Annotated in this window: 14 protein-coding genes; 11 read left to right on the top strand and 3 right to left on the bottom strand. The window is 62.3% G+C overall.

Translation table 11 applies throughout. The features are described from left to right. Window positions 1-104 precede the first annotated feature (104 nt). A complete protein-coding gene (gene mgtE / locus HP556_RS13235) occupies window positions 105-1535 on the top strand; it encodes a magnesium transporter (RefSeq protein ID WP_175367319.1) in 1431 nt (476 codons plus the stop codon). Window positions 1536-1783: 248 nt separating this feature from the next. Then, the gene (locus HP556_RS13230; protein ID WP_175367318.1) at window positions 1784-3007 is read left to right on the top strand and encodes a CaiB/BaiF CoA transferase family protein; all 1224 of its coding nucleotides are present in this window, start codon (window positions 1784-1786) and stop codon (window positions 3005-3007) included. Between the two features lie 89 nt (window positions 3008-3096). Here HP556_RS13230 and HP556_RS13225 read toward each other — a convergent pair whose 3' ends face one another. Continuing rightward, window positions 3097-3492: a hypothetical protein gene (locus HP556_RS13225; RefSeq protein WP_175367317.1), complete on the bottom strand. Its 396-nt coding sequence runs from the start codon at window positions 3490-3492 to the stop codon at window positions 3097-3099. Window positions 3493-4054: 562 nt separating this feature from the next. On the opposite strand from HP556_RS13225, the gene HP556_RS13220 reads away from it, so the two are divergent. From HP556_RS13220 to HP556_RS13200, 5 genes are all read left to right on the top strand, one after another. Beyond that, the gene (locus tag HP556_RS13220; RefSeq protein ID WP_175367316.1) at window positions 4055-4540 is read left to right on the top strand and encodes a lysozyme inhibitor LprI family protein; all 486 of its coding nucleotides are present in this window, start codon (window positions 4055-4057) and stop codon (window positions 4538-4540) included. Window positions 4541-4590: 50 nt separating this feature from the next. Then, the gene (locus HP556_RS13215; protein WP_175367315.1) at window positions 4591-5391 is read left to right on the top strand and encodes a hypothetical protein; all 801 of its coding nucleotides are present in this window, start codon (window positions 4591-4593) and stop codon (window positions 5389-5391) included. A 280-nt stretch (window positions 5392-5671) separates the two neighbouring features. Further along, the gene (locus HP556_RS13210) at window positions 5672-6004 is read left to right on the top strand and encodes a helix-turn-helix domain-containing protein (RefSeq protein ID WP_089267244.1); all 333 of its coding nucleotides are present in this window, start codon (window positions 5672-5674) and stop codon (window positions 6002-6004) included. 96 nt (window positions 6005-6100) lie between these two features. Then, on the top strand, window positions 6101-6919 hold the full coding sequence (locus tag HP556_RS13205; RefSeq protein WP_175367313.1) for an aldo/keto reductase: 819 nt from the start codon (window positions 6101-6103) through the stop codon (window positions 6917-6919). Window positions 6920-7005: 86 nt separating this feature from the next. Beyond that, window positions 7006-7809: a YdcF family protein gene (locus HP556_RS13200; protein ID WP_175367312.1), complete on the top strand. Its 804-nt coding sequence runs from the start codon at window positions 7006-7008 to the stop codon at window positions 7807-7809. Window positions 7810-7813: 4 nt separating this feature from the next. Here the strand turns inward: HP556_RS13200 and HP556_RS13195 are convergent, their stop codons facing one another. Next, complete coding sequence (locus HP556_RS13195) at window positions 7814-8125, bottom strand: DUF3253 domain-containing protein (RefSeq protein WP_175367311.1); 312 nt, start codon at window positions 8123-8125, stop codon at window positions 7814-7816. 116 nt (window positions 8126-8241) lie between these two features. Here HP556_RS13195 and HP556_RS13190 point away from each other — a divergent pair, with 116 nt between their 5' ends. Further along, on the top strand, window positions 8242-9165 hold the full coding sequence (locus HP556_RS13190; protein WP_175367310.1) for a hypothetical protein: 924 nt from the start codon (window positions 8242-8244) through the stop codon (window positions 9163-9165). Here HP556_RS13190 and HP556_RS13185 read toward each other — a convergent pair. Next, complete coding sequence (locus tag HP556_RS13185; protein WP_081421764.1) at window positions 9140-9856, bottom strand: DUF599 domain-containing protein; 717 nt, start codon at window positions 9854-9856, stop codon at window positions 9140-9142. The genes HP556_RS13190 and HP556_RS13185 overlap by 26 nt on opposite strands. A 128-nt stretch (window positions 9857-9984) precedes the next feature. Between HP556_RS13185 and HP556_RS13180 the strand changes: the two genes are divergently transcribed. From HP556_RS13180 to HP556_RS13170, 3 genes are all read left to right on the top strand, one after another. Next, a complete protein-coding gene (locus tag HP556_RS13180) occupies window positions 9985-10641 on the top strand; it encodes a glutathione S-transferase family protein (protein WP_120290250.1) in 657 nt (218 codons plus the stop codon). Between the two features lie 227 nt (window positions 10642-10868). Next, window positions 10869-11822 carry a hypothetical protein gene (locus HP556_RS13175; protein WP_175367309.1) on the top strand — a complete coding sequence of 318 codons (954 nt, stop codon included), beginning with the start codon at window positions 10869-10871 and terminating at the stop codon, window positions 11820-11822. A gap of 50 nt (window positions 11823-11872) precedes the next feature. Then, entirely contained in the window at window positions 11873-12310 is a 438-nt protein-coding gene (locus HP556_RS13170) for a DUF1489 family protein (RefSeq protein ID WP_175367308.1), read from the top strand. Window positions 12311-12860 lie beyond the last annotated feature (550 nt).

Below are 12860 nucleotides of genomic sequence, written 5' to 3'. Positions count from 1 at the left end.
TTGGGTAATGCCTGAGGCGAGCTTCCGTTCACAGATGGATTAGCGCATTTCCGACAGGATAGCGCTAGCTCCGTCACCCCCCAAACAAGCAGGCGAGGTGCGGCATGGCCGATGACGTCGATCTCGCCCAATCGGTCGCTCCCGAGGAATTGTCGGCGCTCGACAAGATGCCGATGCGCGATGCCGAAGGCGACATCCGCCCCGAATTTGTCGAGGCGATCTCGCACGCGGTTCAGGTCGCCGATACCGCATTTCTCAAGGAGATCGTCGGCGAACTCCACGAGGCCGATCTCGGCGACCTGATCGAAGCCCTCGATGCCGACGAGCGCGCGCCCCTGATCGAACTGACCGGCGCCGATTTCGACTTCTCGGCGCTCAACGAAGTCGACGACGCCGTCCGCGAGGAACTGCTCGAGGAACTCGAGCCCGAGACCGTGGCCGAGGGCGTTCGCGAACTCGATTCCGACGATGCCGTCGAACTGCTCGAAGGCGTCGACGAAGAGGTCCAGGACGAGATCCTCGAGAAGTTGCCGCTGTCCGAGCGCGTGGCGCTGGAGCGCAGCCTCACTTACCCGGAAAACTCCGCCGGCCGGCGGATGCAGACCGAGTTCATTGCAGTCCCGCCGGACTGGAATGTCGGTCAGGTCATCGACTATATGCGCGAAACGCCGGACCTGCCGGATCGGTTCTACGAGATCTATTCCGTCGGCGCCGATCAGCGCTGGCAGGGCGCAGTGTCGCTGGACGCGCTGCTGCGCGCGCGCCGTCCGGTGCTGCTGGCTGATCTGATCGATGAGGACCGCCGCCGCGTCTCGGTGTTGGACGATCAGGAGGAAGTGGCGCGGATGTTCGGCAAGTACAATCTTGTCGCCGCGCCTGTGGTCGATACTGATGACCGGCTGGTCGGCGTCATCACCATCGACGACGTCGTCGACGTCATCGAGGAGGAGGCCGACGAGGACCTCAAGGCGCTCGGCGGCGTCACGTCAGACGAAGAACTGTCGGACAATTTCTGGACCATCGCCAAGGGCCGCTTTACCTGGCTGCTGATCAATCTCGCCACCGCCTTCATCGCGTCGTCGGTGCTGGGCCTGTTCGAGGACCAGCTGCAGCAGATGGTGGCGCTGGCTGTGCTGGCGCCCATTGTCGCCAGTCAGGGCGGCAATGCCGCAACCCAGACCATGACGGTTGCGGTGCGCGCATTGGCGACGCGGCAGCTCAACCCCAACAACGCCATGCGCATCGTGATCCGCGAAGGCCTTGTCGGCCTGATCAATGGTCTGGCCTTTGCCGTGATCACCGGCATCGCCGCCTATGCCTGGTTCAGGACGCCCGGTCTCGGCATCGTCATCGGCCTTGCAATGATCTGCAATCTGATCGCCGGCGCACTCGGTGGCATCCTGATCCCGATGGTGCTCGAACGCGTCAAGGCCGACCCGGCCGTGGCCTCCGGTACATTCGTGACCACGGTGACCGACGTGGTCGGCTTCTTCGCTTTCCTGGGGATCGCGACGCTGTGGTTCGGGCTGAAGTAGGGATCATTCGCGACGTTTCAGCCGTCTTGATCCATCTTATGCTCAATTGCCCTTTGCGACTGCCGTGACATCGGGCTGCGCAAGCCCGATGTCCAGATAAGCCTCTATCTGCTTCACGAGCTGTACCCTCTTGAATGGGATAGCCCTCATGCTCACAAAGCGGTGCACTCGGGGTGATTTTCCTGTAAGCGCTCGCTTCACACGTTCTCCGTGGCCGACGTGACGAATGAACATAACAGGAGGAATACATGCCGGCTCTGCCGCTCTCGGGCATCAAGGTTATCGATATGACGCGGGTACTTGCCGGCCCGATCGCGGGTCAGATGCTTGGCGATTTCGGCGCCGAAGTCATCAAGATCGAACGCCCTGGAACCGGCGACGATTCCCGCGCGTTCGGCCCTCCTTATCTGAACGACCCGGACGGCAGCAGGCGAGACAACTCCTTCTATCTTTGCGCCAATCGCAACAAGAAATCGGTCACCGTCAATGTGGCCAAGCCTGAAGGCCAGGAGATCATTCGCGAACTCGTCAAGACGGCCGACGTGTTGCTGGAAAACTACAAGGTCGGCGACCTCAAGCGTTATGGTCTCGACTACGACGCGATCAAAGCCATCAACCCGCGCATCGTTTACTGCTCGGTGACGGGCTTCGGACAAACCGGTCCCTACGCCACACGCGCCGGCTATGATGCGATCCTGCAGGCGATGGGTGGTCTCATGAGCGTGACGGGCCATCTCGATGGCGAGCCGGGCGAGGGCCCCATGAAGGTCGGTCCCTCGATCGTGGACTATATGACCGGCTTGAATGCCACCATCGGCGTGATGTCGGCGCTCTATCATCGCGATGCCGGCGGCGGCGAGGGACAGCAAATCGATGCCTGTCTGTTCGATACGGTGATCGCCTCCCTTTCACATTGGCTCCAACCCTATCTCATCAGCGGAAAAGTCCCGCCGCGGCGCGGAACCTGGGGCAATGGCGGCATGCCTGCCGGTGTCTTCCGTTGCACCGATGGCGAGTTGATGCTCGTGAATGGCAACGACGGCCAGTTCCAGCGGACATGCGAAGTGCTCGGAGAGCCGGACCTGGCCAAGGATCTGCGCTTCTTGAAGAACAACGACCGTGTCGTTCATGGGAAGGAGATCATGGCCATCTTCGCCGGTCTTTTCCTGAAGCAGCCCGTCGCCTACTGGCTGGAGCGTCTGGAGGCGGTCGGCGTACCGTCCGGCCCGATCAACGACTTCGATCAGGTTTTCGCGGACCCTCATGTGAAGTCCCGCGGTATGCGCGTGAGCTCGAACCATCCCTTCGAGCCGGCGCTTTCGCTCGTACGAAATCCGCTGATGTTTTCGGGCACGCCGATCACCGAATATCACGCGCCGCCACTTCTCGGCTCCAACACGGACGAAATCCTGTCCACCATCGGCTACGACGGCGAACGGATCGCCGCGCTGAGGACGAAGGGCATCGTCTAGGCCGGTCGGGGCAGGCGATCGATGGCGTCACACCTGTATTCGCTCTCATCTCCGACCGACCGCAAGTCGGTCGGAGAGCCAATTAAACTTTAGCTGTTCGCTCGCGCATTCATGCTTAACGTTCGGCCATCGGATAGCCACGAACACACCGCGGCTGGTAGTCCTCCGACGAGCCCAACCATCAAGATTGGCCATAAGTCGTTTGATCCTCCCCACATGAAAAGCATGATCAAGACTGCAGGGAGGGCTGCCGTCACCGCCGTTCCCATAACTCGGAGTGGCTTTGCAGAAAGCATCCAATCGACCCAAGCCAGCAGCAAGGCCGGGATAACCGCGATTGCGTAGGGCTCAACCATCCAATCGAGAAGATTCTTAAACCCATCAGGCGCCGTGAATACGACCAACGCAAGAGGCGGAAAGAGAGCCGGGAAAATCAGAAAGCGTTTCATGCCACCTTCGTCAGTCTTCGTGGCGATCTTGTTCAATTTTGAAGTCTCATAGTGTTGCCAGCGGCGTAGCCGGTGGGTGCCCCAAACCGGTCCTGCCGTCGTTATCCGTCAACGTAGCAGCGTGCTCAACGCAACAATTGCAGCACCAAGGCCGGGCTTGCGGCGACAACGGAACTCAAAGCGAAGCCGACAGAGCCTAGGGTGAGAGCGCCAACAAATCCGTGTTGCTGCCAGCCATAAGGAGCACTGAAAATGTGGCCGCTCCAACTACGGATATCGTCCATGCAACTTGAATTGCGATCTTCAGAGTCGCCACGTCGGCGCTCCTATTCCACATTCAGATGAACCAATGCTGGGCCTTCGATGACCAAAGTTGCATGCGTCACTTATTGTCTGAAAATCTCGTGAGCCAGGTCAAGGCATATTCAAAGGCATTGATTGAAGAGAGCGTAGCGAAAGCCGCGTACCCGCTCGTTTCGCTTTCCCACTCGACGTCCGGCCCTTCCGCCACACCCGCCGGTGTACCGGCTCGCGGGGCTTCATTTGCTCACAGTGGTATTGCGTTCCACATTTTCGATGCGCCGAACGGAGATCTCAAATGAAGCTCAAATTTTCCGCCGCGCTGCTCGCCGCAAGCCTCCCGCTCTCATCGATAGCTTTCGCCCAGGGCACCGCGCCCGCCGACGTTGCAGTGATCAATGCTTGCCTGAAGACCGCGGAGGAAACCGGCGGTTTCGGCGGCGCGTGTGTCGGGCTCGTCGCCGACCCCTGCATCAAAAAGGCGGAGGGCGTGAATGACGATGTCGCCAAATGGAAAGCCTGCGCGGCGCGCGAACTCGCCATTTGGACGCAGAAAACCAATGAGGCGCTAAAGAAGGTTGAGGCCGGCGGGTTCGCCGACAAGATCAAGGCGGTCAAGGACTCGCAGACAACCTTCGCCGCGTCGCGTGATCGCTTCTGCGCGGTCTTCGACAAAGTCGAGCCCGGCATGTACCGGGGCGACGCGAACTACTGCCGCCTGCGCGAGACCGCGAACCGCGCGCTGAGCTTGATCAAGCTCGGCGCTGCGGTCAACGAGCACTGAGACCTCTTAGTCCCACTCTCGATTGTCTCTCGCATCGGCGTATCGTCGATGTGGGGGCAGAGCGCGAGAGCTTTCCGCTGTTTTTGCAAACGACGTGCCAGCCCTTCGAACAAAACCTGAAGTATCCCTCTTTCGTCACGATTTTATTTGGTTCGACCATCGTTGTTAAACGAGAGAAGCTATTGCAGATGCGCTCAATTTTTAATGTAAGCCAATACGGAGTTGATGGTCGAAAGTCGCTCTTCTTGCTCCTGCTTTTATTTGCGATCCCCTCGGATGACTGCTCCGCGCAGACACCGCCGCCCCCAATCAACGAACGTGCGTTCGAGCGCGTGCCGCCGACAGTCGTAACGAGGTTGGCGACCCGCTTTTCGCTAGGCTCATTTGCGGGCCGCTTCGAGGAGACGCGGCTCGACGCGGTTCGCGAAGCCCTGGGCGAAGGGACCATCCAACACCGAGGCGACGCTGGAGATAGTATCTATTGGCTGTGTTATCGGCGCGCGCAGCATCGATTGTGGGTCGTGTCCGGCGGGGAGATAGGCGGCCCGGATCATCTCGTCACGGAAATCGTTGAAGAGCTCACCGAGAAAGACGCCGGGGCTTCGACCGATTGCGGCATTATCCCGGAAAAATTCTCGCCCGTCATCTTCGACGGCAAGCTGCATTTAGGTATGTCGCGTCAGGAGGTAATCACGGCGTTGGGACCGCCGTCGAAGTCGGAAGCTGCTCAGATCGTGTATTCGCACGAGGGAAAGCTCGCAGACGGTTTCGATGAGACCGCTTGGCTCATTCTCCGATTTCGTGAAAACAAGCTTGTGTCCATGCGCGGCGGCAAGACCACAACGAATTGAAGTGGCTGCGAGCAGCGTTCGCGCTTTGCGACGGATGGGAGCGAGCCATGCCCGCTCCCGCACGACCTGCATCACATATCCGAGCCGAATGCCTATCGATGCCCGGATGGCGGCTCATGGTTCAAAGCGGCCTCGCTCGCCGAAGCATGTTTCACGCGGTTTCAGCAACAAGGGGGCCCGGCCATCCCGCATCTCTTGGGGCCGACGATCGCCAACACCGGGGTCGCCGGCTCACTTGTCTTCACGGCTCCTTAACGGTAATCGACGACCATCACGCGCAATGAGGTCGAACATGCGCTTGCGGTTGAAGGCTGACGGACGGATCGTCGAATTGCGGGACGGGCACGAGGTGCCGCTGGTTCCCGATATGCCTGTCGTGCCGGAGCCGGTCGCGGTGCGACCCGGCGAAGCCGAAGTGCGCGATCTGCGCCGCCGTGCGCAGCTGACCCAGATGGAATTTGCCGCGCGTCTTGGCGTTCCCGTCGAGACGATCCGCAATTGGGAGCAGGGCAAGCGCATGCCGCGCGGTCCGGCCCGTGCCTTGCTGGCGGTGATCGCACATGCACCGGACACGGTGTTCGCGGCGCTCGCGCCGGTTGCCGCGGACGCCTGAACGATCACTGTGGATCATCGCCTGCGCTGACGCGCCGGCCATGTCCTGGAAAAGCTTGTCGGCGTTCGTATCGTTGCTCCGTCCGAGGAGAAGATGATGCAGTTCGTGGAAGCAAACGGCGCCCGCATCCCGGCCATTGGCCTCGGGACATGGGAGTTGCGTGGCCGCATTTGTGCACGCGTCGTCGAGCAGGCGATCCGGCTCGGCTATCGCCACATCGACACCGCACAGGTCTATGAGAATGAGCGCGATGTCGGCGAGGGCATCCACGCGTCGCATATTCGCCGTGACGAGATGTTCGTGACGACCAAGGTCTGGACCACACATTTCGCGCCTCACAATCTCGAACGCTCCGTGAAGGAGAGCCTGACGCGGCTGCGCATGACCGAGGTCGATCTGCTGTTGCTGCACTGGCCGAACCCGCAGGTGCCGCTGGAGGAAACGCTTGGCGCACTGGCGCATGCCAGGCAGATGGGCCTGACCAGACATATCGGCCTGTCGAATTTCACCGTTGCGCTGATCGAACAGGCTGTGGCCGCATGCCCCGCGCCTCTGGTCTGCGATCAGGTCGAATACCATCCCTATCTCGACCAGGCGAAGGTGCAGGGCGCCTGCCGGCAGAATGGTCTGGCCATGGTCGCCTATAGCCCGATCGCCCAAGGCAATGTCCGCGGCGATGAAACGCTTGCCGAGATCGGCAGGGCACATGGCAAGAGTGCAGCACAGGTTTGCCTGCGCTGGCTGGTCCAGCAGGGCGCGGTGGCGATCCCGCGCACCTCCAAGGTCGAGCGTCTGTCGGAGAATATCGATGTGTTCGATTTCATGCTGTCCGAAAACGAGATGTCCCGGATTTCGCATCTGGCGCATCCGAAGGGGCGGCTGACCGACTACGGCTTCGCGCCGAAATGGGATTGATCCATCAAGCCGGCCGGCATTTGCCGCATTGATCTTGTGGGCAGGATGGCTCATGCAGTGACACCGTCCGGCAAGCCAAGGGCCTCATGTTCTTCACGTTCTCCAAGATGCTCGGCTTCTTCACGGAGCCGTCCAATGCGATCGCCATCATCTGCGTGATCGGCATTGTGCTGGTGCTGTTGCAGCGCCAGCGTGTCGGAACATTGCTGGTGACCTTTGGCATCCTGTTGCTGCTGCTGTTCGGCTATTCGCCTGTTGGCAATGTGCTGATGCTGTCGCTGACCGAGCGTTTTCCGAAATGGCAGGACGATGGCCGTGCACCCGATGGCATCATCGTGCTCGGTGGCGCTATCGATTCGGATTCGTCCGCGGCACGCGGCTCGCTGGAGATCAATTCGGCCGGCGAGCGGATAACGGTGATGCTGGAGCTGGCGCGCCGCTATCCGCAGGCGCGTATCGTCTTCACCGGCGGCGCCGGCAGCCTGATTGAAAAGTCGCTGTCCGAAGCGCCCGTTGCCGGCGAGCTGCTGCAGCGTTTCGGCGTGGCCCCCGAACGCGTCACGCTCGAAACCGCTTCCCGCACCACCGACGAAAATGCCGCCTTCACCGCAGGCCTGGTGTCGCCGAAGCCCGGCGAGCGCTGGCTGCTGGTGACGTCCGCCTGGCATATGCCGCGCGCGATCGGCGCGTTCCGCAGGGTCGGCTTCGATGTCGAAGCCTATCCGGTGGACTGGCGCACGCGCGGCTGGATCGATGCCACCGAGACCTTCGATTCCGCCAGCGCCGGCCTCGGCCGGAGCGATATCGCGGTTCACGAATGGGTCGGGCTGATCACCTACTGGCTCGCCGGCCGCAGCAGCGAGTTGCTGCCGGGGCCGAAGAAGCGGTGATGCGTCACTCCGCCTTCGGCAACCCCAGCCGATACACGCCGCGGAAGTCGTTGGGATCTTCGACCGGCTTGCCTTTGCGATAGATCACGAGGCGGTCGGCGAGCGCTAGCGTCACGGCGGCGCGGCGGATCGGCATCAAGAGCGCGTGCCAGTCGCCCTCCGGCTCGATCACATGCGCAATCTCAGGCGGGCTCAGCGTGCCCGCGCCGTTGCGGGTGAGCGCGTCAAGGATCGCCTCGTCGAGCGGCAGGGGCTTGGGTTTCGGGGCCAGCTTGGCGGCTGACGGCTTCGGGGTCTTCGGAGGGGATTTGGCCATGCACTGCCATGACCGATCAGGCAGCACGACGCAAGCTGTGGCATGGCGGACATGGCGCGGGCGAGGGCACGACGCTATGATCGGGCCAGTCGGCGTATAGAAGTCTCAATAGCCCCATGGAACCAAGGCACCTCATCCGCGCAGCGATCGCCGTCTCGGTGGTCGGCCACCTCGCTTTGGCGGCCGGGGTCTATTTCGCCGATGCACGTCCGATGGAGCAGCATGAGGAGAGCGTTGCCGTCGATCTGGTAACGCCGCAGCAGCTCGCAGAGGCGGAGAAGAAGGCTGAGGAGACGCCGCCGGAGCCCGAGAAAAAGCCAGAGAAGAAGCCGGAGCCGGAATTTCGGCTGCCTGATTTGACCAACAAGCCCACCCTCGAAGAGCAGAAGACCCAGGCCGTCGCGGCCAAACCGCAGTCATCGGCGCAGAACACCCCGCCGCAGCCGCACAAGACATCGCCGCAGCAACCCGCGCCGTCACCGCAGCAGCAGGCCGCCCAGCAACCGCCGCCACCTCAGCAGCAAGCCCAGCAACAGCCGCAGGCCACTCCCGCAACGCCGCCTCCGTCAGCGCCTCCCGCTACGCAGCAGCAGGCTGCGCTGCAGGCTCAGCCGCCGGCGCCGCAACCGGGCCCACAGCAGGTGCCGCCGCAGCCCGAGGCCGATATCACCGTGAAATACGGCGTCATGCTGGGCTTGCCTGAAGGCTTCGGCGGCGGCGCATCGGAGCAGGCGGACCTGTCCAAGCTCGACATCGCCGCTTTTCGGCGTCATCTGCGGAGCTGTTCGAAATTGCCTGCCACCGTCGCGCGCGGCGATGACGCCAAGGTCAAGCTGCGCGCCGTGTTCTCGCCGGATGGCCGGCTGGTTGCCGAGCCCACGGTGATCGAGGTCCGGCGGCCGGCGAAGGCCGCGCTCTTGATGCAGGCGGCCAAGCAGGCGCTGGAAGCCTGCCAGCCTTATGCGATGCTGCCCGCCGACAAATACGACGAGTGGAAAGTGCTCGATCTCGATTTTACGCCGCAGGATTTCGCGGGGTAACCCTTATTTCGGCGTCAGGCGCCATGGCCTGCCAGGCATTGGAGGCGAACTGCCGGCGCCAGGTCACGATCACCACGGCAGCCGTCGAGACCAGAAACACCCAGGGGCTGACGAACCAGCCGAGATAGCCGAGCGCGAAGAAGAAGGCGCGCTGCCCGCGGTTGAAGTGCCGGGCCGCCGCGCCAAACATCCGCGTGGTGCGCACCACATGCGCTTCGGCCTCCGGTGTGTCGCGCTTCGAGGCCAGCGGCATCGCACCGATCAGGATCGCGACGTAGTTGAACAGCCGGTACGACCAGGCGAATTTGAAGAACGCATAGACGAAAATCAAAATCAGCCCGAAGCACTTGATTTCCCACATGCCGGGCGTCGTGTTGAAGCCGAGCGGCAGGTTCTGCATCATCGGCATCACTTCATTGGTGGCGCGCAGCAGCGCCAGCGAGCCGCCGATGGCGATCAGCGTGGTCGATGCGAACCAGGCCGTGCCGTTCTGCAGCGATGTCATGATATGGGTATCGACGATGCGCGCCTCGCGCTCCAGCAGGCGGCGCATCCAGACCTCACGATAGGCGTGCATGCGCGCCGACAGGCTGTCGCGGCCGTATTTGGTGTGCTCCAGCGTGATCGCATAGGTCGTCCACTCCAGGATGAAGAAGCCGAGCGCGAAGACGTCGACCCAGGAATAGTTGATCATGAAGCACCTATTGTATCAGTTGGCACTTCTGCCACGCATGCCGTGATGCAGCAACAAGCCTGTGCACGCGGCTTGCTTGCAGAGGCGTATGCGTGGCAATTTACCGGTGTCGCAAGGAGTGGTTGATGTCGCTGTCGCTGGTGATCGGTAACAAGAATTATTCGTCGTGGTCGATGCGGCCATGGGTTGCGCTGAAGGCCTGCGGCATCCCCTTCGCGGAGGTGTTTGTCCCGCTGTACACGGATGCCGCCGACAAGCAGCGCATTCTCGATGTGACCCCGTCCGGCAAGGTGCCAGCGCTCGTCGATGGCGAGATCACGGTGTGGGATTCGCTGGCTATCATCGAATATGCCGCCGAGCGTTTTCCGGATGCAAAGCTGTGGCCGGAGGACCGGGCCGCGCGCGCTCATGCGCGTTCGGTATCCGCCGAGATGCATTCCGGTTTCATGCCGCTGCGCAACGAATGCGGTATGAACCTGCACCGGCCGGTCCGCGCGAAGGCGCTGTCCGACGATGCCAAGGCCAATATCCGGCGTATCCAGCAGATCTGGGCCGATTGCCGCGCACGCTACGGCAAATATGGACCGTATCTGTTCGGCGCCTTCAGCGGCGCGGATGCCATGTATGCGCCGGTGGTGCACCGTTTTCTGACCTACGACATCGATGTCACGCCGGAAGCCCGTGCGTATATGGATACGATGCAGGCGCTGCCGGCGTTTCGGCAATGGACCGACGAGGGCCTCGCCGAGACCATCGTCATTCCGCGCTTCGAGGATGACTAAAGCGTTTTCGAGCGAAGTGGGCAGCGGTTCGCGTCCAGAAAACGCGTCAAAATAAAAGGATAGGGCCAAGGTTCTGATTTCATCAGAATCCAGGCCCGCGCCGCCACGATTTCGTCATGACCGGGGCCGTGCCATAACAACCGCATATTGCGGGTTCATGGCAGCCGGACTTTCTTTGGAAGCATTTTCTTCGGAAATATGGCTTCCACATATGCGGGGACGACTCGATGAACGGGGTATGGGCGAATTCGCTCGATCAAATCTGGCGCGCGCCGACGCTTCCGATGTGGCTCGCGCTGGCTGCCTCCATCTTCTTCGCCCTGATCGTGCTGGCAACGCTGCTGCGCGCCGAGAAGTCCGTCGCCAATGGTGCGCTGACCGTGATCACGCTGCTGGCGATCGGTGTTGCTGCTGCGGCGACGCTGCGCAAATCCGAAACCGCCGGGCAGGATGCATCGCACGCCGCCGTTGCAGTGCCTCAGGTGAATGCCTCGCTGCCGGCGCTGTCCTGCCTCGACGATCTCGCCGGCGATATGGTGCTCGCGGGCTGCGAGAAGGTGCTGTTCGGCTCGGCGGATTCGGTGGCGGCTGCCGTATCGGCCTCGGCTGCGCAGATCAGTCGTTTGACGTCGTATGGCGATGTCGCCGCAGCGAATAAATCCATGACGCCCGAACTGGCGGGGCTGCGCCGCGCGGTCGAGCGCGATCGCTACGGCCTGATTGCCTATGTGCTGCAATCGCGCGATCGCTGCATGCCGGAGAGCTGCGCTGCCTATGCCGCGTTGACCGATCACAAGCGGATTGCCGCGAATATGGAAGAGCGCACCTATGAGGGTCTCGTGACGCGCTATGCGCCCGGCTGGAATGCGCCGCCTGCGGCTGCAGCCGCTGCGACGGGCGCGCTGGCCGGATTGCCGGCGTCGGTTCCGACCGGCAAGCCGACCACGGCCGATTTTCCGTCCTCGTCCTCGATTCCGCCCATCTCGATCATGACGGAAACGCCCGTGAAGCCGCCGGCCGCCGCCAATGCGCAGGCGCCTCCGCCGCGCGCGGCGTCGACAACGCCGCCACCTGCGGCCGCGAAGAAGCAGCCCGCACCGAAGACCGCCGCTCGTCCACAGGCGCCTGCCGCCCCAGCGCCCGTGCAGCTTGCACCGGAGGCTCCGCCGGCCGATAACTGAGCGGTGGATAACGCCTTGTAAAACCGCGTCGCACTGCTGATTTCTGACCCATGCCCCTGCATCTCATCAAGCTCGCCGTCGGCTGCGAATCCATCGCGGATTTCAAGAGCTATCTCGCTGAACGGATGCGCGCAGCAAAAGCGCGCGGCGCGCCCCAGCATCACATCCACATCACCCGCATGGTGCCGAAACGCGATGTCGAACTGCTCGATGGCGGTTCGCTCTACTGGGTGATCAAGGGCGAGATCGCCTTGCGCGAAAAGATTCTTGCGATCGAACCGTTCCGCGATAGCGACGGCATCAACCGCTGCCGGCTGGTGATGCAGCCCAAGCCCGTCACCGTCGCGCCGCGTCCGCTGCGTCCGTTCCAGGGCTGGCGCTACCTCGCCGACAAGGACGCCCCGCCGGATCTCGGCAAGGCTGCAGCGAGTATCGAAGCGATGCCAGAGCCGATGCGGCGCGAGCTGCGGGAACTGGGGCTGCTGTAGGGCAGGGCTCGCTCGTCATTCCACCCCATACTCGTCATTCCGGGGCGCACGCCTGGGCTCGTCATTCCGGGGCGTGCGTCGCCGGCGGAGCCGGCAGAGCGCGAACCCGGAATCTAGATATGTTCAGCGCAAAACACGCCGGGATTCCGGGTTCGCGTCCGGCAAGGGCCGGCCACGCCCCGGAATGACAGTTTTGGCCATCCAAACATTTTTTCCTATCCTCCGTTGACAATATCCCTACCAGGTTTATATTCCCCTATGTCCTGCCCCACCGAGAGGGGCGATCGCGATCGTCACGTTCGCGGGGCAGGATGCGGTGGACGCCGGAGATGCGGCGTCACGCGGTTCATGGGTGACGTCTGTCTTCGGGCAGGACGGATCTGCGCCAGCACTGCCACTGGCAAGGAGACGGCCGACCTTGGGATGGACAAACCCCTGGACAGTGTGACGGACGACCAAGTCAAAACGCGTTCGGCCCAGTCGCTTGAGGCTCCCTTCCCATCGCCTTGGGACTTTAATTCGCGATCGGAGCGTTCGTCGAGGCAAAGTG

Origin of the sequence: Tardiphaga robiniae (genome assembly GCF_013359755.1) — a bacterium.
GTDB lineage: Bacteria > Pseudomonadota > Alphaproteobacteria > Rhizobiales > Xanthobacteraceae > Tardiphaga > Tardiphaga robiniae.
The sequence above is the reverse complement of the archived record's forward strand: the minus strand, read 5'-3'. Positions and strand labels throughout refer to the sequence as shown.

Bases quoted from the DNA above. Each gene is read 5' to 3' on its own strand.
- HP556_RS13190 (WP_175367310.1), top strand. From the start codon at position 8,242: ATGGAACCAAGGCACCTCATCCGCGCAGCGATCGCCGTCTCGGTGGTC.
- HP556_RS13205 (WP_175367313.1), top strand. From the start codon at position 6,101: ATGCAGTTCGTGGAAGCAAACGGCGCCCGCATCCCGGCCATTGGCCTC.
- mgtE (WP_175367319.1), top strand. From the start codon at position 105: ATGGCCGATGACGTCGATCTCGCCCAATCGGTCGCTCCCGAGGAATTG.
- HP556_RS13210 (WP_089267244.1), top strand. From the start codon at position 5,672: ATGAGGTCGAACATGCGCTTGCGGTTGAAGGCTGACGGACGGATCGTC.
- HP556_RS13220 (WP_175367316.1), top strand. From the start codon at position 4,055: ATGAAGCTCAAATTTTCCGCCGCGCTGCTCGCCGCAAGCCTCCCGCTC.
- HP556_RS13170 (WP_175367308.1), top strand. From the start codon at position 11,873: ATGCCCCTGCATCTCATCAAGCTCGCCGTCGGCTGCGAATCCATCGCG.
- HP556_RS13200 (WP_175367312.1), top strand. From the start codon at position 7,006: ATGTTCTTCACGTTCTCCAAGATGCTCGGCTTCTTCACGGAGCCGTCC.
- HP556_RS13175 (WP_175367309.1), top strand. From the start codon at position 10,869: ATGAACGGGGTATGGGCGAATTCGCTCGATCAAATCTGGCGCGCGCCG.
- HP556_RS13195 (WP_175367311.1), bottom strand. From the start codon at position 8,125: ATGGCCAAATCCCCTCCGAAGACCCCGAAGCCGTCAGCCGCCAAGCTG.
- HP556_RS13230 (WP_175367318.1), top strand. From the start codon at position 1,784: ATGCCGGCTCTGCCGCTCTCGGGCATCAAGGTTATCGATATGACGCGG.
- HP556_RS13180 (WP_120290250.1), top strand. From the start codon at position 9,985: ATGTCGCTGTCGCTGGTGATCGGTAACAAGAATTATTCGTCGTGGTCG.